This window comes from Martelella sp. HB161492 (genome assembly GCF_013184775.1).
Taxonomy (GTDB): domain Bacteria; phylum Pseudomonadota; class Alphaproteobacteria; order Rhizobiales; family Rhizobiaceae; genus Martelella.
Genome location: NZ_JAATVV010000016.1, coordinates 1 through 26,390, shown reverse-complemented (window position 1 = coordinate 26,390; position 26,390 = coordinate 1). Strand labels below are relative to the sequence as shown.

Sequence of the window (26,390 nt, the reverse complement as noted above, 5' to 3'; positions counted from 1 at the left end):
CAGCGCTGGCCTACCGGGGTGTAAATTTTGCCTGTCAATAATAACTTCATAATGAATTATTATTGACAGGCCGGTGCTGCTGGTTTCTTCTGCTGAGCGGAACAGACGGCCCGGCCGTTAACCGCAGGATGTCGGTTTCTGGCGGCGGGCGATCAGGCGTGCGGTTCATGTCTCGGGCAAGGGGCCTGTGTTGCGTGGCGGTCCCAAAGGGCCAAATCTGAGGAAAGGATAGGGGCGGGCCTGAGCATTCCGACGGGATGCCGGCCGGGGCCGAACGGATGATGAGCGCATATGCTGAACAACACGCGGCGGTCGATGATCTCGCCGAGCGGATAAGGGTGCTGGCGGATGGCCGGTCGCGGCTTCTTGTCGCGATTGCCGGGGCGCCGGGAAGCGGCAAGTCAACCTTGAGTAGCCGTCTGTGTGACCGGCTCAATGGCGCGGCAGCGAAGACCCCGGCGGCAGCGGTCGTGCCGATGGATGGTTTCCATCTGGACGACACCGTGCTGACGCAACAGGGCATGCTGGCGCGCAAGGGTGCGCCGTTCACCTTTGATTTCGGCGGCCTCGATGCCCTGCTCGGCCGACTTGCCCGCAACGATGAGGATGCAATTGCCGTACCGCTGTTTGATCGTGATCTGGAGATTGCGCGCGCCGGGGCGCGGCTGATCAGCCGCAACTGCCCGATCATTCTGGTCGAGGGGAATTATCTGCTTCTGGATCAGGCGCCCTGGTCGGCGATCCGGCGGCATTTCGATCTGACGGTGGCGCTTGATGTTCCCTTGGCGGTTCTGGAAGACCGGTTGGTGGCGCGCTGGCTGGAGCAGGGTTTCACCCTGGCGGCGGCGCAACGGCGGGCGCGTGAGAATGATCTCGTCAATGCCAGACTGGTACGCCAGTCCGGCATTGACGCCGATCTTGTTGTCGCTGTCAGCTGAGGCTGGTTCTACCGGTTGTCGGGAGCCTTGCGCTGTGTCGAATCGCGGATGATCAGCGCCGGTTCGAGAACCAGGTCATCCGGCGGGGGAAGATCCTCGATCAGCGCCATGATTTTCTTCATCACCACTTCGCCGGTTGCCTGGCTGCAGACATCGACCGTGGTCAGGGGCGGCGAGACGTAGCGGCTGATCGGAATATTGTCGATGCCGGCAAAGGCGACGTCGTCCGGTACCTTGAAGCCAAGGGCCGTGGCTTCGCTCATCACGCCGATGGCGACGAGATCATTGCAGCCGATGATGACTTCCGGCCGGTCCGGGCGCAGAAGGATCCGCGCGGCGGCGCGTTCTCCGGCCTCGCTGGTCGGCTCCTCGACATCGAATACCATCAGCTTGGCACCGGCGGGCTCGAGCACGCGCCGCAATCCGCGCAGGCGCTCGACATTCCATGCGGCGCGGGAATAGCCGACATAGCCGAAGCGGGTGAAACCCTGGCGGACCAGGTAATTGGCAAGCAGGGCCGCAACCTCGACACTGTCCGTCCCGACGGTCAGCACGTTTTCGTGCTCGGGCTGGCCGAGAAAGGCGACCGGCTTGTCGAGACCTGCGAGCCAGTCTGCCACCTCGGCGGGAATGCGGGCGCTGACGATCAGTCCGTCCGTGCGCGGCGTCAGGGCCTCGAGCAGGGGCCGGGCGGCGGCAATGCTTTCCTCCATGTCCACAACAAAGAGATTATAGCCATTGGCCAGCGCCACGCGGTTGGCGCCTTTTACCACATTGGCATAATGCGGGTTGGCGATATCCATGACGGCCAGCCCGATCGCCGTTGTCCGCCCCGTCACCATCGAGCGGGCCAGCGGGTTCTGGCTGTAGCCAAGGGCGTCGATCGCCAGGCGCAGCTTGTCTTCGACAGGTTTGGAAAAGGATTGCTGGCCGTTGACATATTTCGACACGGTCGCGATGGAGACGCCGGCCTTGGCGGCGACATCCCGGATCGTGGCTCTTCTTGGGCGGCTCATCTAAAGTAAACGCTTTCCTGAACGCAATCAAATTTCTGCCAGACCGGGAAGGGAGTCGAAACTGCAACCCGCGCGAAAAGTCGCTGCAAACCCGTCTTTAATTCGATTTCGCGATCTGGTTGTCGAAATCTATCATAAAATGTGTTCGCAGGCACCAGATTATTTTAGGTAAACGTTTTCTTGATTCAGGAAACAAACTGTGTCTATAGTCGACGCGTCCAATTACAGGACACCCCGCCGAGAATCGCAGTTAGAACGCATTCTGGAGGCGTGCGGGGTAGAACGTCGCTTTGAGGAGGATTCCGATGAGAATCATTGGCGCGCTGGTTTCCGCAGCGCTGGTAAGTACGGCCATGGCTTCCACGGCCTATGCCGCCGACACAATCAATGTCTGGATGCGTTATGGCGATGCCGAACGGCCGACCATTGAGCGTATCATCGATGGTTTTACGGCCGAAACGGGCATCAAGGTCGACCTGTTTCTGGCCAATATCGATTTTGAAACGCGGCTTGCCCGCGCGGCTGCCGGCGGCGACCTGCCGGATATGATCATCAATGACGCCACGTCCATGGGTCAGCTTCAGGACATGGGCATCGTCAAGCAGATCGACCGTGCTTCGGTCAAGGGCGGTGATCAGCTGCATGATATTGCCTGGCAGAGTGTCGAGGCTCCGGATGGTAATTATTATGGCGTGCCGACATCGGCGCAGGCCTTTGCCGTCTTCATCCGCAAGGACTGGCGCGAGAAGCTGGGCTATGACGTGCCGAAAACCTGGGACGACCTCTATAATCTGGCCAAGGCCTTTACCGAAGATGACCCCGATGGCGACGGCAAGGCTGACACCTATGGCTATGTCATGCCGCTTTCGTCAACACGCGGCTATACCGCCTGGTTCATGTCGGATCTGATCTGGCAGGCTGGCGGCTCATTCCTTGAAAAGCAGGGCGATGGCTACAAGGCATCACTGGCCACGCCGGAAACAGCGAAAGCCATTGATTTTGCCCGCAAGATGATCTGCGATGGCTATGCCCAGCCTGCGGCCATCACCTCGACCACGGGCGACGCCACACCGGTGTTCTCCTCGGGGCAGGCCGGTATCTACCGCTCCGGTCCCTATCACATTGCCGCTTTCGTCCGTGAACCGGGCCGTGACAAGTTCGAAGTTGTCGCCCCGCCATCCGGTCCCGCCGGCCAGGCAGAGCTGGCAGAAGGCGAAGCCGCCTTCATCATGTCCACCTCCGAGCATGCCGCCGAGGCGCAGCAATTCATCGAATATCTGATCTCGCCCGAGGGGCAGGAAACCGGCATGGCTGCCGGGACCGGCGACAACGCCATCGTGCGTCTGTCGGTCAACAAGAATGTCGATGTGACCAAGATCCAGCCCGATCCGGCCTGGGGCACCTTTGCCGATCTCTATGGCACGACGGCCCGCTATTTCCCGCGGGTTCCGAACTGGAAGCCGATCCGTCAGGCGGCGTCCGACGGGCTCAACACGGTTCTGTCGAGCTGCGATTCAGACGTGATGTCCGGTCTTGAAGATACTGACACGCTGATCGATGCGGAGCTTTCAAGCCAGGGCGTGCTTGCGAAATAAGCTTCAACCGCGCCGGTAAGGCACCGGCATCATCTTTCGCATGAGATGCCGGTGCCTGCCATGACAGGAGGAACACATGCGTGTTCAATCAAAAAACGCCAGATGGCTCATTCCCTGGCTGTTTCTGGCGCCTGCCCTGATCGTCTTCACCTGGTTCAAGTTCATCCCCATCATCAAGGGGCTGATCATGAGCTTTTACAAGGTGAAGTTCGTCGGAGCAGATCAATGGGTCGGGCTGGCCAATTTCGAGCGTGCCTTCTCCGATACGGCGCTGCATGCCGCCGTGCTCAACACTCTGATTTACGTGATCACGACAACGCTGGTCGGCGGCATCTTCGCCTTTGCCGTGGCGCTGGCGCTTGAAGGCCAGGCGCGCCATATCCGCCTGATCCGCACGGCGATCTTTTTCCCCGCCGTGACCTCCATTGCGGTTCTGGCGGAGATCTGGCGCATCTTGTTTTATCCTGGTGCCGATGGTGTCGTGAACCAGATTCTCGGTGTCTTTGGCGTGGCGCCGCAGGGCTTCATGTCCAATCCCGATCAGGCGCTTTATATCGTCATCCTGCTGCAGATCTGGAAGAATGTCCCCTACAACATGGTGATCTTCATTGCAGGCCTCGCCGGCATCAATCGCGAACTCTACGATGCGGCTGCCGTTGATGGCGCAAGTGCCTTTCGCAAGCTCTGGCATGTCACCATTCCGGGCCTGGTTCCGGCCTTCTCCGTGGTCATCATGCTCTCGCTTATCCGCGGTTTCCGCGTCTTCACAGAGATCTACACCACAACCGGCGGCGGCCCTGCCAATGCGACCGAAGTCATCATGACCAGCATCTTCAAAACCGGTTTCGAGAAATTCGATTACGGCTATGCCGCAGCGGTTTCCTTCATGCTGTTTGCCTTCACCGTGTGCCTGACCATCCTGCATGTCACCGTGAAGAACCGCATCGACAGGACGTAAGGAGGATCCGATGAAAATCACGCTTCCGCAAATGATCGCGCGCGGCATCGTCTATGCGCTGCTGGTCATTGTCTTCTGCGGTCCCTTCTGGGGCATTCTCGCCACGGCCTTCACCAAGAATACGGTGCAGCCCGGACAGCTGGTGCTCTGGCCAAGTGAGCCGACCCTCGACCACTTCGCCTATGCCTGGACCAAGGTCAGGGTGTGGGTCTATCTGTTCAACTCGCTCTTTGTCGTCGTCATCGGCACGGTGTTGCAGACACTGGTGAGCGCACTTGCCGCCTATGCACTGGCGCGCAAGAAGTTCCGTGGTGCCGCGATTGTCAGCCTGGCGATCCTGTCGACCATGATGCTGCCGGATGAGGTGATTGCAATCCCGCTCTACCTGATCCTGCATGCCAAGCTGCCGGTTCTGCACACCACGCTTTACAACACCTATGCGGCGATGATCCTGCCGGTGGTTGGCTGGGCCTTCTCGGTCTTCCTGCTGACGGAATTCATGAAGGCGATCCCGCGCGATCTGGAGGACGCCGCCCGTGTCGACGGAGCCAACGAATTCCAGATCTTCTGGCGGGTGGTTCTGCCGCTGGTCAAGCCGGCGCTCGGCACGGCAACGATCTTCGGCTTCCTGATGATCTGGGATCAGTATCTGCTGCCGCTGATCGCTGTCGATGATCGCAATCTCTACACATTGCCGGTGGTGCTGCGCTCGCTGCGCGTCGACGAAATCATGCAGCAGAACATCTTCATCGCCGTCACGGTTATCGCCACGGTGCCCTGCATCGTCGTCTATCTCCTGCTTCAGAAACAGTTCAACCGCGGGCTGATGTCCGGCGCGGTCAAGGGTTAAAGCGAAAGGTTCGGGTTAAGACCATGGGTTCAGTAAGCCTTAGCAACGTCAACAAATCCTTCGGCGCGGTCGATGTCATCCACGACGTGTCGCTGGAAATCGAAGATGGCGAATTCTGCGTCCTGATCGGCCCTTCCGGGTCGGGCAAGTCAACACTGTTACGCATTATCGCCGGTCTGGAAGAGGTCACGAGCGGGGTCGTCTCGATTGCCGGGAAGGATGTGACCGATCTGCCGCCCAAACAGCGTGATATCGCCATGGTGTTCCAGACCTATGCGCTCTATCCGCAGATGACGGTGGCGGAAAATATGGGCTTCGCGCTGAAGCTTGCCGGCATGCCGAAGGCTAAAATCGCCGAAAAGGTCCAGCAGACGGCGCGCATGCTCGAACTGGAGCCGCTGCTTGAACGCCTGCCCAAGGCGCTTTCCGGCGGCCAGCGCCAGCGTGTTTCCATGGGCCGGGCGATCGTCCGCGATCCGTCGGTTTTCCTGTTCGACGAACCGCTGTCAAATCTTGATGCCAAGCTGCGCGTTCAGGTGCGCGGCGAGATCGCCGATCTTCACAAGCGCCTCGGCACCACGTCGATCTATGTCACCCACGACCAGGTCGAAGCGATGACGCTTGGTCAGAAGATCGTCGTGCTGCGCGATGGCCGCGTCGAACAGGCCGGCGCGCCGCTGAAGCTCTATGACGATCCGGTCAACACCTTTGTCGCCAGTTTCCTCGGCACGCCGTCGATCAATCTGATCGCGGCGACGGTCGAGGGGGCGAATGGTGAAGCCGCGGCCAGGCTTGTCGACGGCACGCTGCTGCCGCTCGGCGCGGGCCATGGCTTCGCTCCGGGACAGCAGATCCTCTACGGCATCCGGCCCGAACATGTCCGGGTGCTCGATGGACGTCAGGCGGGTGGCGTCAGCGCCACCATCCACGCGGTCGAAAATACCGGTTCCGACATGGTGATCCTGTCGGATGCGGACGGTTTCCGGATGACGGCGGCGTTCAAGGAACAGCGCCCGCTTGCCGCCGGCCAGGACATCACCATCGTTCCCGATCCGTCAAAGGTGCGTGTTTTTGATGCTGAGAGCGGGAAACGCATCCGCCGCAGCGAAGACAGCTGAGACGCGAAGAGAAGAAATGAAACAGATGCGCAGCTGCCGGCCGGCGTGCCGGTGGCCTGTGCCAGAATGTGGAAAATTGTAAGCCATGTTTAACGAAGCGTTTAAGGTCGAACAGCTTCTCGAAGGCTTGAAGCAAAGGCCGGACTGGAAACCCTTTCCCGGTATCGAAGAGCGGACGCGCTGGGACGCGATCGCCGCTGATCCGAACCTTGCTCTGCCTGTGAAAGGCATTCTGGCGGTCGCCGACAGTATTCTGGACGAGGAAATCGATCCTCTGACCGGCTCCATGTACATGAATTTCATGACCAATGGAGACCGCGTCTTCTACGAGGAGAATTATTTCCGGCGCCGCTATGAACTCTCTCATCTCGTCATGGCCGAATGTCTGACGGCGAAGGGAACCTATGTCGCCAAGATCATCGATTATATCTGGGACATTCTCGGCGAGGTCAGCTGGTGCGTGCCGGCGCATAATTTCGCCGGCCAGCATGACATGGTGATGTTCAAAGCGCCCAATCCGTGGAAAGCGGATGATCCGCTGCCCGTTCCCGGCGATGACTATCTCGATCTCTTCGCCTGCGAGACGGCGGCAACGCTTGCGGAAAGCTGCTATCTGCTGAAAAGCCTGCTGCTTGAAACGGTTCCCTCGCTTTATTATCGCATCCATGGCGAGATCGACCGCCGGGTGCTGAGCCTCCTGGAGGGACCGAAGCTTTACGGCTGGTATCTTGGCCGCAACAACTGGACCGCCTGGTGCTCTCATAATCTGCTTTTGACCGCCTGCTATGTCGTCGATGATCCGCAGCGGCTGGCCAGTATCGCGCTGAAGCTGATGGTGCCGATGCAGCGTTTCTTTGACACGATCGAACCGTCAGGGGCGTGCATTGAGGGACCCGGCTACTGGGTCGTCAGCGCCGGCCGGCTTGCCGGTTTCGTCAGCCTGGTTCAGGAGCGTTTCGGCCTCGATCTTAAGCCCGGCGAAAATGAGAAGTTCCGCAATTTCGGCGAACATATCCTGCCGCTCAACATCGGCAGCAACCTGTTCGTCAACTTCGCCGATGGCGGCCTGAAGATCGATCTCGATCAGGGCCTGATCAGCCGCTATGCGCAACTGATCGGTTCAGCCCAGCTTGCCAGTCTGGTGCGCGAGGATGTCGACCGGATCGCTGCCCGCAAGATCGCCAGTCCCGGCCGCGCGCGTGGCCGCAATGACTATGCCCGCCAGTTTCTGGTTCATCTGACGCGGCTGTTGTACTGGACGCCGGACAAGGATGCGATTTCGCCGCGGGTCTGCGAAAAAAGCGTCTTCCTTGCCGACATGCAGATGCTGATCGCCCGCTCGGACACGACCCCCGGCAAGGGGCTGATGCTGAGTGCGATTGCCGGAAGCAACGATCCGCATGTCAATCACCACTCCCATAATGATGTCGGCCATTTCAGCGTCTGTCTTGACGGCGAGCCGCTGCTGATCGATCTCGGTCAGGGCGCCTATTCCCGCGCTACCTTTACCGAAACCCGCTATGATATGTGGCATATCAGCTCCAGGGGACATAATGTTCCTGCCGTCAACGGCATGCTGCAATTTGCCGGCGTCGGAGCTGAAGCGCGTGATGTCGTCTACCGTCATGACGGGGCGATGAGCCTTCTGTCGCTTGATGCCAGCCCTGCCTATTTCCGTGAACCGCGCGATAATCGCTTCTTCCGCCAGATCAGTTTCGATCATCAGGCGGCAACCATCGATATCCGCGACGAGATTACGCTTGGCGAAGCGCTGACGGACTTCCAATTGCCGCTGAATGTCTCCGACCGCGACATCCTCGTCAACGCGGATGGGAGCGTGAGGATTGCCGGTCGGGAAGGCGGATTGCTGATCAGGCCCGACAATCTGAAAGTCACCGGCGTCGACCCGGTCGAAATCACCGATCCGCGTCATCTGGAAGTCTGGGGACCACGGGTCTTCACGATCCGTCTTGAGGCCATTGACCTCAGCCATCCGGTCTTCGGACTGAAGATCAGCATCGTCTGACGCTTTCGAAGACCATTCTTGCCCGGCCGGTTCCTCCCGACCGGCCGGGCGCTTCAATGATCCGCTCCGCAAGGTGAACCAATGCGCAAAATTGTCTCTTTCAACCGGGACTGGACCTTCTCGCCCGGCTTTCACGCCGCTGCTGCCGGCACGGATTGCCAGGGCTCAGCCGTTACCCTGCCGCATAATGCGGTCGATCTGCCCTTTTCCTATCTCGACGAGACGTCGTACTGGAAGGCATTCACCTATCAGAAGCGTTTCACGGCAGATGCGGACTGGGCGGGCCGGGAGGTGGTGCTGGTTTTTGATGGCGCCATGGCCAACAGCGTGGTCTATCTGAATGGCGTTGAGATTGCAGCGCATCCGGATGGCTATACGCCCTTCGAAGCGCGGCTGACGGAGCACCTCATCGTCGGCGACAACCTGCTCACCGTCAAGGTCGACGGCTCGGAAAACAAGGCCATACCGCCTTTCGGTGCGCGGATCGATTATCTCACCTATGCCGGCATCTACCGCGATGTCTGGCTGGAAGTCCGGGCACCGGTATCGATCGCCAACTGCAAGGTCGAGACGCCGGATGCGCTGGCACCGTCAAAACGCGTTCACATGGTGGTTTCGATCGCCAATCCTCAGACCCGCCCGCTGGATGGCGCCCGGCTCGAGGCGGTGATCGAGACGATGGCAGGCGTGGCGATTGCGACCGGGTCTCTGCCGGTCTCTGGCGAAGAGGTGACGCTGGATTTTGACGGGCTTGATGATGTGGCACTCTGGGATATCGACAGCCCGGTGCTTTACCGCGTGGCGCTGAAACTGACGACGGCGAGCGGTGAAGACGTCAGATCGGTGCGCTTCGGTTTCCGCGCTATCGCCTTCGAAGCCGAAGGTTTCAGCCTGAACGGCAGACCGCTGAAACTGCGTGGGCTCAATCGCCACCAGTCCTTCCCCCATATCGGCTATGCGCTCGGCCGTGCGGCCCAGATCCGCGATGCCGAGATCCTGAAGCATGAGCTGAAGCTCAATATCGTCCGCACCTCGCATTATCCTCAGTCCAGCTGGTTTCTCGACCGCTGTGATGAGATCGGCCTGCTGGTGTTCGAGGAAATCCCCGGCTGGCAGCATGTCGGCGACGATGCCTGGCAGGCGGCGGCGGTGGACAATGTCGCTGCCATGATCCGGCGCGACTGGAACCACCCCTCGATCATCATCTGGGGCGTGCGCATCAATGAAAGCCGCGACGTGCATGACTTCTACACCGAAACCAACCGCGTCGCCCATGCGCTGGACAGCACCCGTCCGACCACCGGCGTGCGTTGCATCACCGACAGCGAGCTTCTGGAAGACGTCTATTCGATGAATGATTTCATCCTCAATATGGAGGAAATCAGCGGCCAGCGACCGCGCACGGCGCTCAGGCCACGCCGAGAAGTGACGGGGCTGGACCGGCCGGTGCCCTATCTGATCACCGAGTTCAATGGCCATATGTATCCGACCAAGGTCTACGATCAGGAGCAGCGGCAGGCAGAACATGTCACCCGCCATCTTGAGGTTCTGGATGCCGCCTATGGCGATCCGGAGATTGCGGGCGCGATCGGCTGGTGTGCCTTCGACTACAATACCCACAAGGATTTCGGCTCCGGCGACCGGATCTGCCATCATGGCGTCATGGATATGAATCGCGAGCCGAAATTCGCAGCCTATGTCTATGCCAGCCAATGCGACCCGCAGGAGGGTGTCACGCTGATGCCGGTGACCTACTGGACGCGCGGCGACCGCAATCATGGCGGTGTTCTGCCACTGATCATCCTGACCAATTGCGATGAGGTGGAACTCGATTTCGCCGGTCATCCGCCACGCCGCTTCACGCCTGACCGCGCGCTCTACAAGCATCTGCCGCACGCGCCGGTGATCATCCGTCGCGAGGATTATCCCGGGCCGGAATTCGGACATTGGGGCATGGGCTGGCAGGATGTCACCTTCACCGGCTATGTCGATGGCGCACCGGTCAAGACCGCCCGCTACATATCCAATCCGCTGCCGAGCGACCTGTCGGTGACGCCCGATGCGGCGGCCATCGGCGAAGATGACTGCGTCCGGGTGATGGTGCGGGTGCTGGATCAGGCCGGCAACAGGCTGCCCTATCTGTTCGAGCCGATCTCGGTCAGCATCGAGGGACCGGGCGCACTTGCCGGTCCCGCTCAGCGGTCGCTGAATGGCGGAACGGCCGGGTTCTGGGTCACGGCCCGCGGTCCTGGCGTCATCACCATCGCCGTCTCCCATGCGGGGCTCGGAACGAAACGGGTGAGGGTAACGGCAGGCGGGGCTGAGGCAGAGACCGGCGGGATCACCCGGTAGAGCGCCGGGCGTCCTTTTGGACGCACCTGGACGCTCCATCTTATTGAATCTACGCGCCGGTCCGATGGCGCCAGACCGGCACTCACGGGCGCAGCCATGCACGGGCGGCCGTCTCAGCGCGGGTGCCGCACCTCGATCACGGTCACCCGTTCGGCAAGGCGGTCAAGGGCGTGCTCAATGGTCCGGCGCGCATTGGCGTCGAGATTGGCGTCCCATTCATCCAGGAAGATCAGGTCAACCGTATCGTCGTCCAGCATCTCATTGATCAGGCGGAGCATGATCTCGCCGGTGGAGCCGGTTGCATCCGGTTCGGCAAGGGCGGCAGGCGCTGCGGGTATGAACACATAGGGCTTCTTCCCCGCCCGCGCCGCGAGCAGGGCAAGCAGGGTCGACTTGCCGCAGCCATTCGGCCCTTCGATCAGATGGCGCCCGTGCGCAAACCGGGTGGCATCTATGGTTTCGAGATCGCCGGCGAGCGGTACATGGTTGATGGTGATGCGGTCGGCACTGATGCGGCGGCTGACATTCTTCTCCGTTTGCGACGGCAGGTCGTCGAGATCGATATTGCGGATCTCTTCAAGCAGCCGTGGCGCGGAAAAGCAAAGCTGAGCCACGCCGATGATCTGCGAAATGATCTGGATATGGCGGGGAAAGCTGGCGATCAGCACGCTGAGAAAGGCGATGTCGCCGGCATGGGTTGAAAACAGCCTGAAGGTGATGGTGAGGATCAGTGCCAGCGCCAGCGCACCGACAAGACTTGTGCCGGCGGCAATCCGGCGTTCGCGGGCGCAAAAGCGTCGTTCGGCGTCGTTCAGCGCGGCGTTCATGCGCTGCGCGGCAGCCTGGCGCTGGCGCTGCGAGCCGATGGTCAGCCGCGTCCAGCTGCTGCGAATGCCCCTGTCGAGTGCGACGCGGGCCTCCTGGGCGGCCCGGGAACAGACGCGGATATCGCGATGCAGAATGCGGAATGTGACGAGCGAAATCACGGCCGTCATCGCATAGGCGAGAAAATATTTCGCATCAACAAAGATCAGGATCGGCACGATGGTGAAGAGCGCATTGAAGAAGCTGCTCAGGAAACCCTCGACAATCGTCACGGTTGACTGGGCGACGACATAGGCCTCGGACGCCGCCGCCGCGAGCGCGCGGTCGCGCACCGGTCCGTTGGCATAATCGAGCGGCTGCCGGGCAAAGCGCCTGGAATAGCGCTGCACCTGGCCGACCATGATGGCGACCTGCCATCGCGCCTGGGTCGGCTGAATGAAATAGGCCGGTAGATGCGGCAGCAGAAACAGGCAGGCGGTCAATATCAGCATTGGCCATGGGTTCTGTCCGCCAGCAACATTTTTGACCACAGCGGCCAGTGAATAGACCGTTCCGCCGACAAGCGATTGCTGCACGAGTGTCAGTCCAAGCAGGACGAAGAAATGCGGTGATCCGAACCGGGCAAAGGTAAAGATCGCGGAATAGCGGTGTTCGGGCAGGTGGTCCTGAGCCGGCAAGGATTGCGTGAGAAATGTCATGGCTTACCCCTCGATGCTTGCCAGGCTGCAGATCTGCTGCCGGGCATCGGATTCAAATTGCCTTTGGCTGCAGATGACGGGCTTTGTCTGCCTGTCTGCTGCAGAGAAGATCGGGCGTGCCAGCGCTCTGGCGGCGCCCTTTCATGAACGCAATGCGTCAGGGGGGTGTCAGATCAAATCCGGGCAGATTGCTGGCGGTGCCATCGCCGTGGCCATGGCATTGCCGGTACCGGCGCAATCCGGGCAGCCGTTTCTGTTTCATCATTCAGTCCGCCCTCAGTTCTGCGAGCCATGGCCCCTTTTCGACATCCTGCCATTGTTCTTCGATGGTCCAGCCGGTTTGAATGGCCAGGGTCTGAAGCTCGTCGAGCGACAGAAACAGCCAGCCCTCGGCGAGCGAGAGCCTCGAATTGTACTGAAGGCGCGAAATGGTGAGCCCCGGCGGTCGCCCGGCGGCGATGTTGCGGCGGGCATAGTCGCGGCTCCGTGTCAGGGCGGGGGCACAGATGTCGATGGAATCGCACCAGAGCCGCGCACCGGGGGCAGCCGCAAGACGCAGTCGCTCCAGCAGCCTGAGCGCACCGCTCCATGAGCCGGCCAGACCGATATTGTTGCCGAACAGCATGAAGCTGTCGACCTGGCGGGGGGCGAGCGGGGCATTGAGGATATCAAGCCGGACGGCATTGGCAGCGCCACGTGCCCGCGAGACGGCGATCGCCTCTTGCGAACAGTCGATCCCGGTTGCGGCAATGCCGCGCTCGGCGAGCGCAAGCAGGGTGCGACCGGCGCCGCAGCCAATATCCCACACGCGGCCGGATGCGCGGCTGAGGGCGTGATATTCAAAGCCGGCCGGCTCCTTGTCGAAATATTGCGCCATGTCATATTGCTGCGTAAAGCCGTCTTCGCGATGGATGATCAGCTTTTCATCGGTATTGCCGGCGAAATAGCCGGCAATGGCCGCGCCGAAGACCCGGTTCATACTCTCTCTCATGCGGAAAGCCTCTGGCCTTGCGAAGCTGCGATCTCGGGAAAGGCCTTGTAGAAGGCATCCCGCTTGAAGGTTCTGAGCGCCGGCATGGCCTGGCGCCCGCCAATGGCATAGGCATCGACATCAACCGGCAGAAAAATATTTTGCCCGGAAACATGAGCCATCATGTTGCGCGCGGTCAGCGTTTCCAGAGCTGTCTCGATCTCGGATCTTGACAGCACACCATTCAGTTTCTCGAAGAGTTTTTCGGGCGTTGCGCCCTCTCGGGTGGCACGGGCGACGGTTGCGGTCGCCGGGTCAAGGCGATGGCGCAGCGTTTTGGCGCAATCGCGGGTGTCGAGCACCAGAAGCGCGCCCTGTCCGTCTTCTCCCGCCATCAGGATCGTATAGTGATAGGCCTTCTTCCACTGTGCGACAGCGTCGTAGAGCCGTGCAAACAATGGTTTGAGCAGATCGGCATCGACCTCGTCATGTTCGAAGGTGAAGTAATAGGCGAGATCATTGAGCTGCCGGTCGTCGAGCGCATAGACATGCCGGTATGCCGGATCGGGCGCGATGTTTCTGACACCGTAATTGGCGCTGCGTTCAAAATAGGGGCTGAAGCGCAGCAGCACGAAACGGGTGAAATCGGCTGGCGGCGGCAGGTGGCTCAGTAGCGGCAGCAGCGCCAGTGTCCGCTGATAGGCGGGGGCGCGTTCGCCGGGAAAGCCGAACAGCAGGTTCCAGTTGCACTCAAGGGCTTCCTCGTCACAGCCCTTCAGAAGCCGCACATGCTGACCGGCATGAGCGCCCTTGTCGACCAGAGCGAGGATGTCGTCGTCAAGCGCTTCAATGCCCGGCTGGATCGACAGGATCCCGGCCTTGCGGAAACTTGCCAGATAGTGCCGCTTGAGGTTGGATTTCAGCTCATAATAGATGTCGAGATCAAGCCCGGCCTCGGCGAGCATCGGCACGAATGTTTCGAGATATTTCACATCCATGATGTTGTCAGAGGTGAAGATCCGGGCCGGGCGATGGGCTGTAACGGCGTTTTTGATCTGCCTGAGCGCCGTTTCCGGCGACTTGGCGCGGAATGCCATGCGTTCAGAATTGATGCCGCAAAAGGTGCAGTGGTGCTTTGCCCCCCACCAGCATCCGCGCGACGTCTCGAAGACGAGGCTTGGCTGCAGCGTTTCGGCCAGGCCGCGCGCGGTGAGGTCATGATAAAGATCGCGATAGACCGGCTCGGGCAGATCGTCGAGGCAGGTGATCGCCTGCGCTGGAACGGCGCGGCCGGGCGCTGTCTCGCGTGTGATGCAGCCTGGAATACTGGCGATTTCCGACCGCTTGTCTGCAAGGAAGGCGCATACGATCTCAGGCAAGGCAAGGTCGCCTTCGCCATTGACGACCACATCGATAACGCCGAAAGCGTCGATCAGCACGCGGCCGGCCGGTCCCTCGCAATTGGCGCCGCCGAAGACAATCAGACAGTCCGGCACGCGCTGTTTCAGCGCCCGGGCAATCGCAATGCCGGCGAGGGCCTGCTGGAAGACATTGGAGAAGGCAAAAATGCGCGCGCCAGAAGCAGCCAGCGCGTCGGCCCAGCGCGCGATCATGGCCGGTATATCGCCCCGCAGTGCCAGGGCGCGGTTCAAAAGTGCTTGTGGAAGCCGGGTTACCGTCCGGTCGGCCCGGTCAGGCTGGCGGGCATAGGCAAAAAAGGCTTCGTCACGCGCAGCATCCGCCCCGAACACCGCTTCGGCAAAGATCCAGTCGCCGAGAAAGAAGGAAACACCGGGCAGCTCACCGATTTTCAGATAATGTTCAACACCGAGCCGTTCGACAAGATCGAGATAGAGGCTGAACTGGCGGGCACGATAGCCCCGGTCCTCCAGGCCGCCCTGAAGCAGGCCAAGCGCAAGCGAGGAATGGAGCGCCGGCCAGAAGGGCGGGTTTACCAGTGCGATATCAATGCGGCTCATGCAGCCTCGTGCTCCCTTTCGAGCCGTGCAAAGGCCGCTTCGAGTTCTCCGAGACGGGCTGCGCCATGGGCGGTCAAGCCCGCTTCCTGCGCACGCGTTGCCTCAAGGCAGCGGCGCGTCGTATCCAGATATTCAAGCACCTGGCCGGACGTGTGGAGCCGGTGGCGCATCAGGATATAGGCGACGAATGCAGAGTGATACGCCTTGTCGAGCGGGCGCTCGCGGTTGAGGATCGCCGAACGGGCAGGATAATTCTCGAGCACCTTCATCGAATAGCGGAAGATCCGGTGGCAGAGATCATCGATGAACAGGCATTGATGCATATATTCGTGCAGGATCAGCTCGATATAGTCATCAACGTCGGCGGCCGGATTGTGCATGCCGCACCAGATAACGCCGATCGCATCCGACGAGGTGCCGCCGCCATAGCCCTTGACGCGGGCGAAGACGAAGGCGCCGACCACGGCGGTGATCCCGCGATAGGTTTCGGGATAGAGGATCGCAATCTGATCCAGTGCATCGTTGATCCGCGCCTTCAGCAGGCGGACCTCGTTGTCTTCGAAAAGAACGGTGGCAATATCGGCGTCCGATCCCTTGCCCATCAGAGCATGCAGAAGTTTTTCCTCGTCCTGCGTGTTGGGCCGGGCGATCAGAAGCGGCCGCTCATGGATGGGATCGTGCGGGACAGGAACCTTGAGGACCCTGTTGAGAAAAGCAAAAAAGCGGGCACGTTGCGTCTGCCCACCCGTTCTGTCCGGGTCGACGACGCTAAGAAGTGCGTCAATGGAAGAAAGAACCGTCTCCGTCTTATAGACGGGCAGCTGAAAAGGATCGCCGTTCATGGGTTGGTCCGCCTGAATTGAAGACAGATGCGCCGCCGCATCAAAGCGTGCGGCGGCGCATGGCCACATCCTTACTGATGGATGATCATGTTGCTGGGATTTGCCTCGAGCACGTGGCTCTCGAGATAGGCCTCGACATTTTTGCGCAATTCTTCGCGAATGTCGTCCATCACTTCGTTTTCAAGAATATCGTTGTTTTCGATTTGCTCTTTCATAACTTCCTCACTGTTCCTGGAAGTCTATATGCATATCGATGTTTTGCGGTGGATCAATTATATAAGAGAAATAATATTCATTTTCAAAATATGAAATAAATCTTCAGTTATGAATTCTGGTATTTATTTATCAGAAGATAAATAATATTAAATACTAAATGATTTATTGTTCGATTTAGAGGCCGAAAAGATGAATCTGGCCACAAGGTCCAGTCAGCTATTGTTCTGAGCGCGGAAATCATACGCGACCGCAGGGCCGCGTATGACTGCTGTGGAAAATCAGCCCCGCTCGACGCACATGGCAACGCCCATGCCGCCGCCGATGCACAGCGTTGCCAGACCTTTCCGCACGTTCCGCCGCTTCATTTCGTGCAAGAGCGTGACGAGAACGCGCGCGCCCGAAGCGCCGATCGGATGGCCGAGCGCGATGGCCCCGCCATTGACATTGACCTTCGCCGGATCAAGGCCGAGCTCGCTGTTGACGGCGCAGGCCTGGGCGGCAAAGGCCTCATTGGCCTCGACCAGATCAATATCATCAATCGACCATCCGGCACGCTCGAGCGCCTTCAGCGAGGCATTGACCGGGCCGATGCCCATGATCGCCGGGTCGACGCCGGCGGTGGCGAAGGCAGCAATGCGGGCCATCGGCTGAATGCCGCGCAGATCGGCCTCGGTCGCGGACATCAGCACCATCGCGGCAGCGCCGTCGTTCAGCCCCGAGGCATTGCCGGCCGTCACCGTGCCGTTCTCATCAAAGGCAGGGCGAAGCTTGGCCAATGTGGTTTCGTCGGCATCCGGACGGATCTGTTCATCGCGGTCAAAGATCACTTCACTGCGCCGGCTTTTCACGGAAAAAGGCACGATCTCGTCAACAAAGCGGTTTTCACGATCGGCTTCAGCTGCCTTGTGGTGGCTGGCGAGCGCAAAGGCATCCTGCTGTGCCCGGCTGATCTGATAGCGGCTGGCAATGTTTTCCGCGGTGATCCCCATGTGGAAATCGCCGAAGGCATCCATCAGCCCGTCATTCAGCATGGTGTCGACCATGGTGGCATTGCCCATCTTGGTGCCGCCGCGCAGATGCTGGCAATGGGGCGAAAGCGACATGTTCTCCTGGCCGCCTGCGACCATGATCCGGGCTTCGCCGGTAATGATCTGCTGCATGCCAAGGGCAACGGCGCGCAGGCCCGAACCGCAGACCTGGTTGATGCCGAAGGCGGTGGCGGATTCGGAAATCCCGGCCTTCATCGCAGCTTGCCGGGCCGGGTTCTGCCCCTGACCGGCGGTGAGCACCTGGCCCAGAATGACTTCGTCCACCTCATGGCCCGAGACATTTGAGCGGGACAGCGCTTCGCGGATCACGGCAGCACCCAGTTCGTGGGCGGGCACCGTTGACAGCGACCGCATGAAACCGCCGACGGCGGTGCGGCAGGCGCCGGCAATGACGATATCACTCATGCCAGTTCTCCCGCCGTCAGAGCGACATCGAAATCGGCTTCGGTCTTCGCCCTGATTTCTTCAAGGCTCACCCCATCGGCAAGCTCGATCAGCGTCAGTTTTGCCGGTCCATGGCGGGCGACGGTGAAGACGCCGAGATCGGTGATGATGAGATCGGTGACGCGGCTGCCGGTCAAGGGCAGATCGCACTGTTTCAGCAGTTTCGATTTGCCCTTGGCCTCATGCTCCATGACGACGACGACACGCTTGACGCCGGCGACGAGGTCCATCGCTCCGCCCATGCCCTTGACCATCTTGCCGGGGATCATCCAGTTGGCGAGGTCGCCATTTTGCGCCACCTGCATGGCACCGAGGATCGACAGATCGATATGGCCGCCGCGGATCATGGCGAAACTGTCGGCACTGGAAAAATAGCTTGTCTCCGGCAGCGCCGTCACCGTCTGCTTGCCGGCATTGATCAGGTCGGCATCTTCCTCGCCCTCGAAGGGGAAGGGGCCCATGGCCATCATGCCGTTCTCGCTCTGCAGGCGGACATCCATGCCCTCGGGAATGTAATTGGCCACCAGCGTCGGAATGCCGATGCCGAGATTGACATAGAAGCCATCCTGCAGTTCACGCGCCGCGCGGGCCGCCATCTGTTCACGTGTCCAGGCCATCAGACTGCCTCCTCGGTGCGGCTGCGGGTGGTGCGCTGCTCGATATGCTTCTTCGGGTTCGGCACCTCGACGATACGCGAGACGAAAATGCCGGGCGTGTGGATATGGTCGGGATCGATGGTGCCGGCGGGCACCAGATGCTCGACCTCCGCCACTGTCAGCTTCGCCGCGGTTGCCATCATCGGATTGAAGTTGCGCGCGGTCTTGCGGTAGACAAGATTGCCTTCGCTATCGCCCTTATAGGCATGGACCAGTGCGATATCGGCAAACAGCGAGCGCTCCATCAGATAGTCTTCGCCGTCAAATGTCCGGACTTCCTTGCCCTCGGCAATCATGGTTCCGACACCCGTTTTGGTGAAGAAGGCAGGAATACCGGCGCCACCGGCGCGGATGCGCTCCGCCAGCGTGCCCTGCGGGTTGAATTCCAGCTCCAGCGCGCCGGAGAGAAACTGTTCGGCAAACAGCTTGTTCTCGCCGACATAGGACGAGATCATCTTGCGGATCTGCTTTGTCGCCAGCAGCCGGCCAAGGCCGATCCCGTCAACGCCGGCATTATTGGAAATCACTGTCAGATCCCGCGCGCCAGAGGCCTCGACGGCCTCGATCAGTGCCTCGGGGATACCGCACAGGCCGAAGCCGCCCGACATGATCACCATGCCGTCCCTGATCTCGCCGGCCAGCGCCTCCGCCGCAGACGAAAATTGCTTTTTCATGATGTCTCCTCCCGGTTTCCAACCGTTTCTGAAGACTAAAATAGGCTTGATATTTGTCAGGCGTTAGTCGTATTTCTACGATATGGCCACACCGCAAACCGCACCATACCGCTTCCCGCTCGCCGATATCCCGGTGCCCATGGTCTATGCCACGCATCGCATTATCCGCGATTGCAACGCCGAATTTGCCGCCGTTTTCGGCTATGAGCGCGAAAGCCTGATCGACCGCAGTTTCTCGCGTCTCTATCCGGGGCTGGAGGATTTCGTCCGCACCGGCGAGATGTGGCGGGTGAACCTGCCGGAACACGCCATCTATTATGACGAGCGGATCATGGCCGCCAGTTCAGGCCAGCGCTTCTGGTGCCGGGTGCGCGGCCGCTCCTATGATCTCACGGATCCCTTCGCTGCAGCGCTCTACTGTTTCGAACCGATGACCCGACCGGTGACAGGTGCCACGATGAAGCTGACGGGACGGCAGCGGCAGATCCTGACGCTGGTCTCGCAGGGCAAGACCAATGCGGCGATCGCTGCCGAGATCGGGCTGTCGGCCCGCACTGTTGAAGCGCACCGGCTGCGACTGACCCGCGCCCTCGGCCTTGCCAACAGCGCCGAGCTTTTGACATGGTTCCTCAACAGCGAGCAGTGAGGTTCATTCAGCCGCGTTCGACGATATGGGCAGCTTCGGCATCGCCCAGCGCCTGCAGCAGGGCGCTGGTATTGGCAACGCCGAACTTCTTCAGCATCCGGGCGCGATAGACCTCGACCGTGCGGTGGGAGAGCTCGATCCTTTGCGCAATTTCCTTGCTGGTCAGTCCTTCCGACAGCAATGAGACGATCTCACGCTCGCGCCGGGTAAGCGCATGATAGGGGCGGGAGATGGAGAGGTCGGCAAAGCTCCAGACCGCGCGCTGCAACGGTTCGTCGGGTGTGAAGGAATGGCCGCGTACCCGGCACCAGAACAGCGTGCCGTCCTTTTTCGCCATGATCCGCTCATCCCAGTAGCTGTTGCCCTGTTTCAGCTGTTCGACGCCACGATCGCGGATATTCACGAATTCGGCTTCGGATGGATAGAGCAGGGAGAAGGTCTGTTCCTTCAGGGCATCGCGCTCATAGCCGAACATGCGGGCAAAGGTCAGGTTGCAGTCGCGGATCACCCGGTTTTCGGTAACAACAAGACCGACCGGCGCATAGGTAAAGGCAAGTTCGGCAAAGTCGCCATCGCGAAAGGCGTCCTCAATACGTATTCTCACAATATTCCCCAAGCCTGCCGGTCTCATGTAGTCTTCCCGCCGGAGGATATGTCAGGGCAAGCGTGCCGACAACTGTCGTGCTTGCCCTTCATGGAGGAGACAATCATGACCAATCTGTCGCGGCTCTTCGGGCCGCTTGTTCTTGGCGTGGCTCTGGCGACGGGCGCCCATGCCGGTGATCCGATCAAGATCGCCCTGGTGCACGGGCTTTCCGGCAGCACGTTTGAGACTTTTTCCAAGCAGAGCGAGACCGGTTTCGAGCTCGGGCTGGAATATGCCACCAACGGCACCAACGAAATCAATGGCCATCCGATCGAGATCATCCACAAGGATACGCAGTTCAAGCCGGACGTTGCCCGCGCAGTGCTGGCGGAAGCCTATGGCGATGACGATGTCCTGCTGGCCGTCGGGGCAACATCATCCGGTGTCACGGCGGCCATGCTGCCGGTCGCCGAAGAATATGAAAAGCTGCTGATCGTCGAGCCGGCCGTTGCCGACAGCCTGACCGGGCCCGACAGCAACCGCTATGTGTTCAAGACCTCGCGCAATTCGTCTATGGACATGCAGGCCCAGGCGCTGGCGCTGAAGCCGGACGAAAACCTTTATGTCGCAACGCTGGCGGAAGATTATGCCTTCGGCCGTGACGGCATCACCGCCTTCAAGACTGCACTGGATGGCTCCGGCGCCACGGTCGTTGATGAGGAATATGTGCCGCAGGGCACCACCGATTTCACCGCTGCCACCGAACGCATGTTCAACGCGCTGAAAGACAAGCCGGGCCGCAAAGTCATTCTCGTCTATGTCGCCGGCGGCGGTGACCCGATGGGCAAGATCCTCGCCATGGAGCCGGACCGCTATGGCATCGAATTGTCGACCACCGGCAATATTCTCTCGGTGCTGCCGACGTATAAGCGCGTGCCCGGCATGGAAGGTGCGGTCTATTACTATTACGAGGACTACGACAATCCGATCAATGACTGGCTGGTGAAGACCCATGAGGCGCGCTATGGCACGCCGCCGGATTTCTTCACCGCTGGCGGCATGGCGGCGGCGCTTGCCGTGGTCAAGGCGATCGAAACGGCCAAAACGCTTGATACCGAAGGTCTGATCACGGCCATGGAAGGCATGAGCTTTGATACGCCCAAGGGCGAAATGACCTTCCGTCCGGAAGACCATCAGGCGCTGCAGTCGATGATCCACTTCAAGATCAAGGTTGATCCGAATGTCGACTGGGCAATTCCCGAACTGGTCCGTATCATTCAGCCCGACGAGATGAATATCCCGATCGGCCGCAACAACCAGAAATGACGGTAGTTTCGTGATACATCCCTCTCTTGTTACCGAGGATCTGACGATCCGGTTCGGCGGCCATGTGGCCGTCGACCAGGTGAGCTGCGCTTTCAGGCCCGGCGAGCTGACCGTGATCGTCGGCCCCAACGGCGCCGGCAAGACCACCTTCTTCAACCTGATTTCCGGCCAGCTGAAAGCGACGTCGGGCCGGGTGATGAAGGACGGCGCCGATATCACCCGGCTGTCACCCTCGGCGCGCGCGCGCCATGGTGTCGGCCGCGCCTTTCAGCTCACCAATCTGTTTCCGGCATTGTCGGTGCTGGAAAATATCCGCCTCGCCGTGCAGGCCCGCGAAGGGGCCGGATGGCATATGTTCAGAAGCGTCGGCTCCTTCCGCGACATCAATGCACGGGCCGAACGCTATCTCGAAGCCGTGCGGCTGACCGAAGCGGCCCACAAGCCCGCTGCCTCGCTGCCGCATGGCGATCAGCGCAAGCTGGAAGTGGCGCTGTTGATGGCCATGGAGCCGGATATCTACATGTTTGATGAACCGACCGCCGGCATGTCGCTCGACCACGCGCCCGATGTGCTCGATCTGATTGCCGAGATCAAGCATGACCATTCCAAGACCGTGCTGCTGGTGGAGCACAAGATGGAGGTGGTGCGTGCGCTTGCCGACCGTATCATCGTTCTGCATAACGGCGCGCTTCTGGCCGATGGTCCGCCAGCGGAGATGATGGCAAGCCAGATCGTCCGCGATGTCTATCTCGGCAAATCCGGGGAGGCGGCGGCATGAGCGCGCTTCTGACGGTTCAGAACATGAAGACCGATATCGGCCAGTATAAGGTCCTGCATGATGTCTCCTTTGCCGTGCCGGAGGAGGGCGTTTTCGTTCTGCTGGGACGCAATGGTGCCGGCAAGACCACGACGCTGCGCTCGATCATGGGCCTGTGGCAGCCATCACCCGGCTCGGTCCTGTTTCGTGGGACCGACATTACCGGGCTGCACACAGCCGATATCGCCCGGCTCGGCATCGCCTATGTGCCCGAGGATATGGGCATTTTCGGCGGTCTCACCGTGGCGGAGAATCTGGTGCTGGCAACGGCAACGGGTGTGCCGGACGACACCCGTCTTGGCCGCATTTTCGAACTCTTCCCGGCCATCGAAAAATTCTGGTCCAGACCGGCGCGCGCGCTTTCGGGCGGACAGAAGCAGATGCTGGCGGTGGCCCGCGCCATTATCGAGCCGCGCGCGCTGATATTGATCGACGAGCCGACCAAGGGGCTGGCGCCGGCGATCATCGACGCCATGGCCGATGCTTTTGCCGAGGTCGCCGCAACAACACCGATCCTGCTGGTCGAGCAGAACTTCCATTTCGCCCGCCGGCTCGGCCGGAACGTTGCCGTGATCGAGGACGGTCAGGTCGTCCATCAGGGCACGATGGCTGATTTCACCGCCGACCGGGATCTGCAGGAACGGCTCTTGAGCCTTTCTGCCTGAGGGAAAGCTATGTCTGAACTGATGAAATTCTTCGAACGGCTTGGCGGGGTCAATCTGTTGCCGGTTATCCTGGCAGTCATTGCCTTCGCGCTGATCGGCCAGCCGTCGTCCTTCGCGACGCTCACGATTGCGGGGCTGGCCATGGGGATGATGGTATTCCTGATGGCCTCCGGCCTGTCGCTGGTCTTCGGCATGATGGATGTGCTGAATTTCGGCCACGCCGCCTTCATCTCCTTCGGCGCCTTCATCGCCGCAAGTGTTCTGGCCGGCCTCAATGGCTGGCTCGGCGCCGACAGCGTGTTTCTGTCCGGCCTTGCCTTTGCGCTTGCCTTCGTCGCGGCCCTCACCTTTGGCCTGGCTGCGGGCTGGTTCTTCGAAACCGTGGTGATCAAGCCGGTCTATCGTGATCATCTGCGCCAGATCCTCATCACCATGGGCGCGATGATCGTCGAGGAGCAGATCATTCTGGCAATCTGGGGCGGCACGCCGATCGCCGTCCCGAGGCCGCATTTTCTCGAGGGCGCCTGGATCATCGGTGATGTGTCGATCGAGATCTATCGCGTCTTCGCCTTTCTGCTTGGCCTGATCGCCTTCGTCGGTCTCTACATGGCGCTGAACCATACCCGCATCGGCCTGCTGATCCGCGCCGGTGTCGAGAACCGCGAAATGGTCGAGACGCTCGGCTTTCGCGTCGACCGGCTGTTCGTTGCCGTCTTCATGGTCGGCTCGGCACTGGCAGCACTCGGCGGCGCCATGTGGGGCGGCTATCAGACGCTGATCACGCCGGCCCTTGGCAGCCAGATGATGATCATCGTCTTCATCGTCGTCATCATCGGCGGGCTTGGTTCCATCGGCGGCACGCTGCTCGGCGCCATCACGGTCGGGCTCGTCACCAATTATGTCGGTTTCCTGGCGCCGAAAATGGCGCTGGCGTCGAACATGATCCTGATGACGGCGATCCTGCTGTGGCGCCCCAACGGATTGAGGCCTGCTGTCAAATGATGAACCGGATCACCTATGGCGCGCTCGGCGTCAAGATTGCAGCCCTGCTGATCTGGGCCGTCCTGCTCTTCGCGCCCTTTCTGTTTCAGGATGTGCGCGCGCTCGAAGTTGCCGCCCGCGTGCTGATCTTCATCGCGCTTGTGGCAAGCTATGATCTCCTCATCGGCTATACCGGCATCGTCTCCTTTGCCCACACCATGTTCTTCGGCTTCGGCGCCTATGGTGTGGCAATCGCACTCAAGCATTATGGTCCCGGCTGGGCAGAGGTGGCCCTTGGCGCTCTGGCAGGTCTTGTCGTCTCGGCGATTGTGGCGGCGGCCATCGGCCTGCTGAGTTTACGCGTCAAGGCGATCTTCTTTGCCATGATCACCCTTGCTGCCGGTTCCGTCGTGCTGGTGCTGGCCTCGCAGATGTCGCAATTTACCGGCGGCGAGGACGGTATGACCTATGCCGCGCCGGCGCTGTTCAAACCGGCGACCAAGCTCCTCATCGATGCCCATGGCAAGGTGGTGAGCCTGTTCGGCGTGAAGCTCAATGGCAAGCTGGCGGCCTATTATTTCGTCTTCGTGTTTTCAGGCCTCGTCTTCGCCGCCATGCTGCGGCTGGTGCTCTCTCCGCTTGGTACCGTGTTGAAGGCGATCCGCGAGAATGAGGGCCGGGCCGAGGCCATCGGCTACCGGGTGGTGGCCTATCGCACCTTCGTCTTCACGATCTCCGCCGTTGCTGCCTCGCTGATCGGCTCGGTCTATGCGGTCTGGCTGAAATATACCGGGCCGGATACCACGCTCTCCTTCGCCATCATGGTCGATATCCTGCTGATGGTCGTCATTGGCGGCATGGGGACGATGTGGGGCGCGGTGATCGGTGCGGCGCTCTTGGTCGTGGCCCAGTTCTATCTGCGCGACATCATGGAAGCGGCCGCCACGGCACTTGCGCCAATACCGCCGGCCGCTGCGCTGATGAACCCGGACCGCTGGCTGCTCTGGCTCGGCCTGCTCTTCATTCTCCTCGTCTACTTCTTCCCCAAGGGCATTGCCGGAACGGCGATGGAAAAGGGCAAACGATGATGCAGCAACCGCGTTTTTCCTTTGTGCCCGTTGGCCGCCACGAGCTTCATGTCACCGAATGGGGCGCGCGGGATGCGCCGGCCATCGTGCTCTGGCATGGCCTCGCCCGCACCGGCCGCGATTTCGACGAACTGGCGGCAGCACTTTCGCAGGACCATTTCGTTCTCTGCCCGGATACGATCGGGCGTGGCCTGTCCAGCTGGGCGCCGGCGCCGGAGACCGACTATTCGCTGAAATCCTACGCCAATCTGGCCATCGGCATGCTGGATCACTATCAGATCGCCCGTGCCGGCTGGCTCGGTACATCCATGGGCGGGCTGATCGGCATGCGGATCGCCTCCGGCGCCTATGCCGCCCGGCTATCCTTTCTGGTGGTCAACGACATCGGGCCGGAACTGCCGCAGTCGGCGGTCGATCGCATCATCGCCTATGCCGGCAGCGCGCCGGTCTTCGCCTATCTGCACGAGGCCGAAAACTGGTTCCGCACCGCCTATCTGCCCTTCGGACCGGCGCCGGCGCCGTTCTGGACGCGTATGACCCGCACCTCACTGCGCCGGTGCAGCGATGGCAGGCTGACGACCCATTATGATCCTGAGATCGTGGTGCAGTTCACCGCATCGGCCAGCGAATTGACGAGCTGGGAGCGCTATCGCCGGATCACATTGCCAACCCATCTGATCTGGGGCACGCAATCTGATCTTCTCACGGCCGACATCGTCGCAAGAATGAGCGCCCAAGGCCCGAGACCTGACGTTACCGCCTTTGCCGATTGCGGCCATGCGCCCTCATTGGCGCAGCCCGAGGCTATCGCTGAAGTCAGACGGCAGATCAGCCGCCTGGAAGATCTCTGCTGAATGCATATCATCGGTCATTCGTCGGTTTTGCCCGCAGTTTCTGCCTAATTTGTGTGCACCCTACATGTCTGCCATCTGCCTGTGCAGACGGCAAAGCCGCGTCGATCCTGAAACCGCAATCCATCGAAAATTTGAAAAATGATCAAAAGAACCAGTGTGTTATGAGATTTTTGGGAAAAAGGGGAGAAATAGCGTTGACGGTATTGGTTAGGTAGGTCTAT

At 60.5% G+C, this 26,390-nt stretch carries 24 protein-coding genes; 14 read left to right on the top strand and 10 right to left on the bottom strand.

The genetic code is table 11. The features are described from left to right. Window positions 1–281 precede the first annotated feature (281 nt). Window positions 282–938, top strand: coding sequence for a nucleoside/nucleotide kinase family protein (locus HCK86_RS21365; protein WP_176086522.1), 657 nt, complete (start codon window positions 282–284; stop codon window positions 936–938). An 8-nt stretch (window positions 939–946) separates the two neighbouring features. On the opposite strand, the gene HCK86_RS21360 is transcribed toward HCK86_RS21365, so the two are convergent. Further along, window positions 947–1,954, bottom strand: coding sequence for a LacI family DNA-binding transcriptional regulator (locus tag HCK86_RS21360; protein ID WP_176086521.1), 1,008 nt, complete (start codon window positions 1,952–1,954; stop codon window positions 947–949). Window positions 1,955–2,259: 305 nt separating this feature from the next. On the opposite strand from HCK86_RS21360, the gene HCK86_RS21355 reads away from it, so the two are divergent. The 6 genes from HCK86_RS21355 (at window position 2,260) to HCK86_RS21330 (ending at window position 10,853) form a co-directional block, all read left to right on the top strand. Beyond that, entirely contained in the window at window positions 2,260–3,549 is a 1,290-nt protein-coding gene (locus tag HCK86_RS21355) for a sugar ABC transporter substrate-binding protein (protein ID WP_176086520.1), read from the top strand. A 76-nt stretch (window positions 3,550–3,625) separates the two neighbouring features. Next, window positions 3,626–4,507 (top strand): sugar ABC transporter permease, encoded by an 882-nt coding sequence (locus HCK86_RS21350; RefSeq protein ID WP_176086519.1) that lies wholly within the window; start codon window positions 3,626–3,628, stop codon window positions 4,505–4,507. 10 nt (window positions 4,508–4,517) lie between these two features. Then, a complete protein-coding gene (locus HCK86_RS21345; protein WP_176086518.1) occupies window positions 4,518–5,357 on the top strand; it encodes a carbohydrate ABC transporter permease in 840 nt (279 codons plus the stop codon). A 23-nt stretch (window positions 5,358–5,380) separates the two neighbouring features. Beyond that, a complete protein-coding gene (gene ugpC, locus HCK86_RS21340) occupies window positions 5,381–6,475 on the top strand; it encodes a sn-glycerol-3-phosphate ABC transporter ATP-binding protein UgpC (protein WP_176086517.1) in 1,095 nt (364 codons plus the stop codon). An 85-nt stretch (window positions 6,476–6,560) separates the two neighbouring features. Continuing rightward, window positions 6,561–8,501: a heparinase II/III family protein gene (locus HCK86_RS21335; RefSeq protein ID WP_176086516.1), complete on the top strand. Its 1,941-nt coding sequence runs from the start codon at window positions 6,561–6,563 to the stop codon at window positions 8,499–8,501. An 81-nt stretch (window positions 8,502–8,582) separates the two neighbouring features. After that, window positions 8,583–10,853 (top strand): glycoside hydrolase family 2 protein, encoded by a 2,271-nt coding sequence (locus tag HCK86_RS21330; protein ID WP_176086515.1) that lies wholly within the window; start codon window positions 8,583–8,585, stop codon window positions 10,851–10,853. Window positions 10,854–10,966: 113 nt separating this feature from the next. Here HCK86_RS21330 and HCK86_RS21325 read toward each other — a convergent pair whose 3' ends face one another. The 8 genes from HCK86_RS21325 to HCK86_RS21290 all read right to left on the bottom strand — a co-directional run bounded on the left by HCK86_RS21325 (window position 10,967) and on the right by HCK86_RS21290 (window position 19,206). Then, window positions 10,967–12,376 (bottom strand): ABC transporter ATP-binding protein/permease, encoded by a 1,410-nt coding sequence (locus tag HCK86_RS21325; protein WP_176086514.1) that lies wholly within the window; start codon window positions 12,374–12,376, stop codon window positions 10,967–10,969. Window positions 12,377–12,641: 265 nt separating this feature from the next. Then, entirely contained in the window at window positions 12,642–13,367 is a 726-nt protein-coding gene (locus HCK86_RS21320) for a class I SAM-dependent methyltransferase (RefSeq protein WP_176086513.1), read from the bottom strand. Continuing rightward, window positions 13,364–15,325 carry a RiPP maturation radical SAM C-methyltransferase gene (locus HCK86_RS21315; protein WP_176086512.1) on the bottom strand — a complete coding sequence of 654 codons (1,962 nt, stop codon included), beginning with the start codon at window positions 15,323–15,325 and terminating at the stop codon, window positions 13,364–13,366. Before HCK86_RS21315 ends, HCK86_RS21320 begins: the two co-directional genes overlap by 4 nt. Beyond that, on the bottom strand, window positions 15,322–16,167 hold the full coding sequence (locus HCK86_RS21310; protein ID WP_176086511.1) for an HEXXH motif-containing putative peptide modification protein: 846 nt from the start codon (window positions 16,165–16,167) through the stop codon (window positions 15,322–15,324). The genes HCK86_RS21315 and HCK86_RS21310 overlap by 4 nt, the downstream gene beginning before the upstream one ends. A gap of 71 nt (window positions 16,168–16,238) precedes the next feature. Continuing rightward, window positions 16,239–16,382 carry a hypothetical protein gene (locus tag HCK86_RS21305; RefSeq protein ID WP_176086510.1) on the bottom strand — a complete coding sequence of 48 codons (144 nt, stop codon included), beginning with the start codon at window positions 16,380–16,382 and terminating at the stop codon, window positions 16,239–16,241. Window positions 16,383–16,661: 279 nt separating this feature from the next. Beyond that, entirely contained in the window at window positions 16,662–17,837 is a 1,176-nt protein-coding gene (locus HCK86_RS21300; protein WP_176086509.1) for an acetyl-CoA C-acetyltransferase, read from the bottom strand. Continuing rightward, entirely contained in the window at window positions 17,834–18,493 is a 660-nt protein-coding gene (locus HCK86_RS21295; protein ID WP_176086508.1) for a 3-oxoacid CoA-transferase subunit B, read from the bottom strand. The genes HCK86_RS21300 and HCK86_RS21295 overlap by 4 nt, the downstream gene beginning before the upstream one ends. Next, a complete protein-coding gene (locus HCK86_RS21290) occupies window positions 18,493–19,206 on the bottom strand; it encodes a CoA transferase subunit A (RefSeq protein ID WP_176086507.1) in 714 nt (237 codons plus the stop codon). The genes HCK86_RS21295 and HCK86_RS21290 overlap by 1 nt, the downstream gene beginning before the upstream one ends. Window positions 19,207–19,288: 82 nt before the next feature. On the opposite strand from HCK86_RS21290, the gene HCK86_RS21285 reads away from it, so the two are divergent. Next, window positions 19,289–19,852, top strand: coding sequence for a LuxR C-terminal-related transcriptional regulator (locus HCK86_RS21285; RefSeq protein WP_246739721.1), 564 nt, complete (start codon window positions 19,289–19,291; stop codon window positions 19,850–19,852). A gap of 7 nt (window positions 19,853–19,859) precedes the next feature. Here HCK86_RS21285 and HCK86_RS21280 read toward each other — a convergent pair whose 3' ends face one another. Further along, window positions 19,860–20,456, bottom strand: a complete 597-nt coding sequence (locus HCK86_RS21280; RefSeq protein ID WP_210259997.1) for a LuxR C-terminal-related transcriptional regulator — start codon at window positions 20,454–20,456, stop codon at window positions 19,860–19,862. A 105-nt stretch (window positions 20,457–20,561) separates the two neighbouring features. Here HCK86_RS21280 and HCK86_RS21275 point away from each other — a divergent pair, with 105 nt between their 5' ends. Genes HCK86_RS21275 through HCK86_RS21250 form a run of 6 tightly spaced genes read left to right on the top strand, consistent with a single transcriptional unit; the run spans window position 20,562 to window position 26,169 of the window. Then, a complete protein-coding gene (locus tag HCK86_RS21275; protein WP_176086505.1) occupies window positions 20,562–21,764 on the top strand; it encodes a substrate-binding domain-containing protein in 1,203 nt (400 codons plus the stop codon). Window positions 21,765–21,777: 13 nt separating this feature from the next. Beyond that, window positions 21,778–22,542, top strand: coding sequence for an ABC transporter ATP-binding protein (locus HCK86_RS21270; RefSeq protein WP_348641113.1), 765 nt, complete (start codon window positions 21,778–21,780; stop codon window positions 22,540–22,542). Further along, on the top strand, window positions 22,539–23,246 hold the full coding sequence (locus HCK86_RS21265; RefSeq protein ID WP_176086503.1) for an ABC transporter ATP-binding protein: 708 nt from the start codon (window positions 22,539–22,541) through the stop codon (window positions 23,244–23,246). The genes HCK86_RS21270 and HCK86_RS21265 overlap by 4 nt, the downstream gene beginning before the upstream one ends. Before the next feature lie 9 nt (window positions 23,247–23,255). Further along, the gene (locus tag HCK86_RS21260) at window positions 23,256–24,248 is read left to right on the top strand and encodes a branched-chain amino acid ABC transporter permease (RefSeq protein ID WP_176086502.1); all 993 of its coding nucleotides are present in this window, start codon (window positions 23,256–23,258) and stop codon (window positions 24,246–24,248) included. Next, window positions 24,245–25,315, top strand: a complete 1,071-nt coding sequence (locus HCK86_RS21255) for a branched-chain amino acid ABC transporter permease (protein WP_176086501.1) — start codon at window positions 24,245–24,247, stop codon at window positions 25,313–25,315. Before HCK86_RS21260 ends, HCK86_RS21255 begins: the two co-directional genes overlap by 4 nt. Continuing rightward, the gene (locus HCK86_RS21250) at window positions 25,312–26,169 is read left to right on the top strand and encodes an alpha/beta hydrolase (RefSeq protein ID WP_210259996.1); all 858 of its coding nucleotides are present in this window, start codon (window positions 25,312–25,314) and stop codon (window positions 26,167–26,169) included. Before HCK86_RS21255 ends, HCK86_RS21250 begins: the two co-directional genes overlap by 4 nt. The last annotated feature ends 221 nt before the right edge of the window (window positions 26,170–26,390 follow it).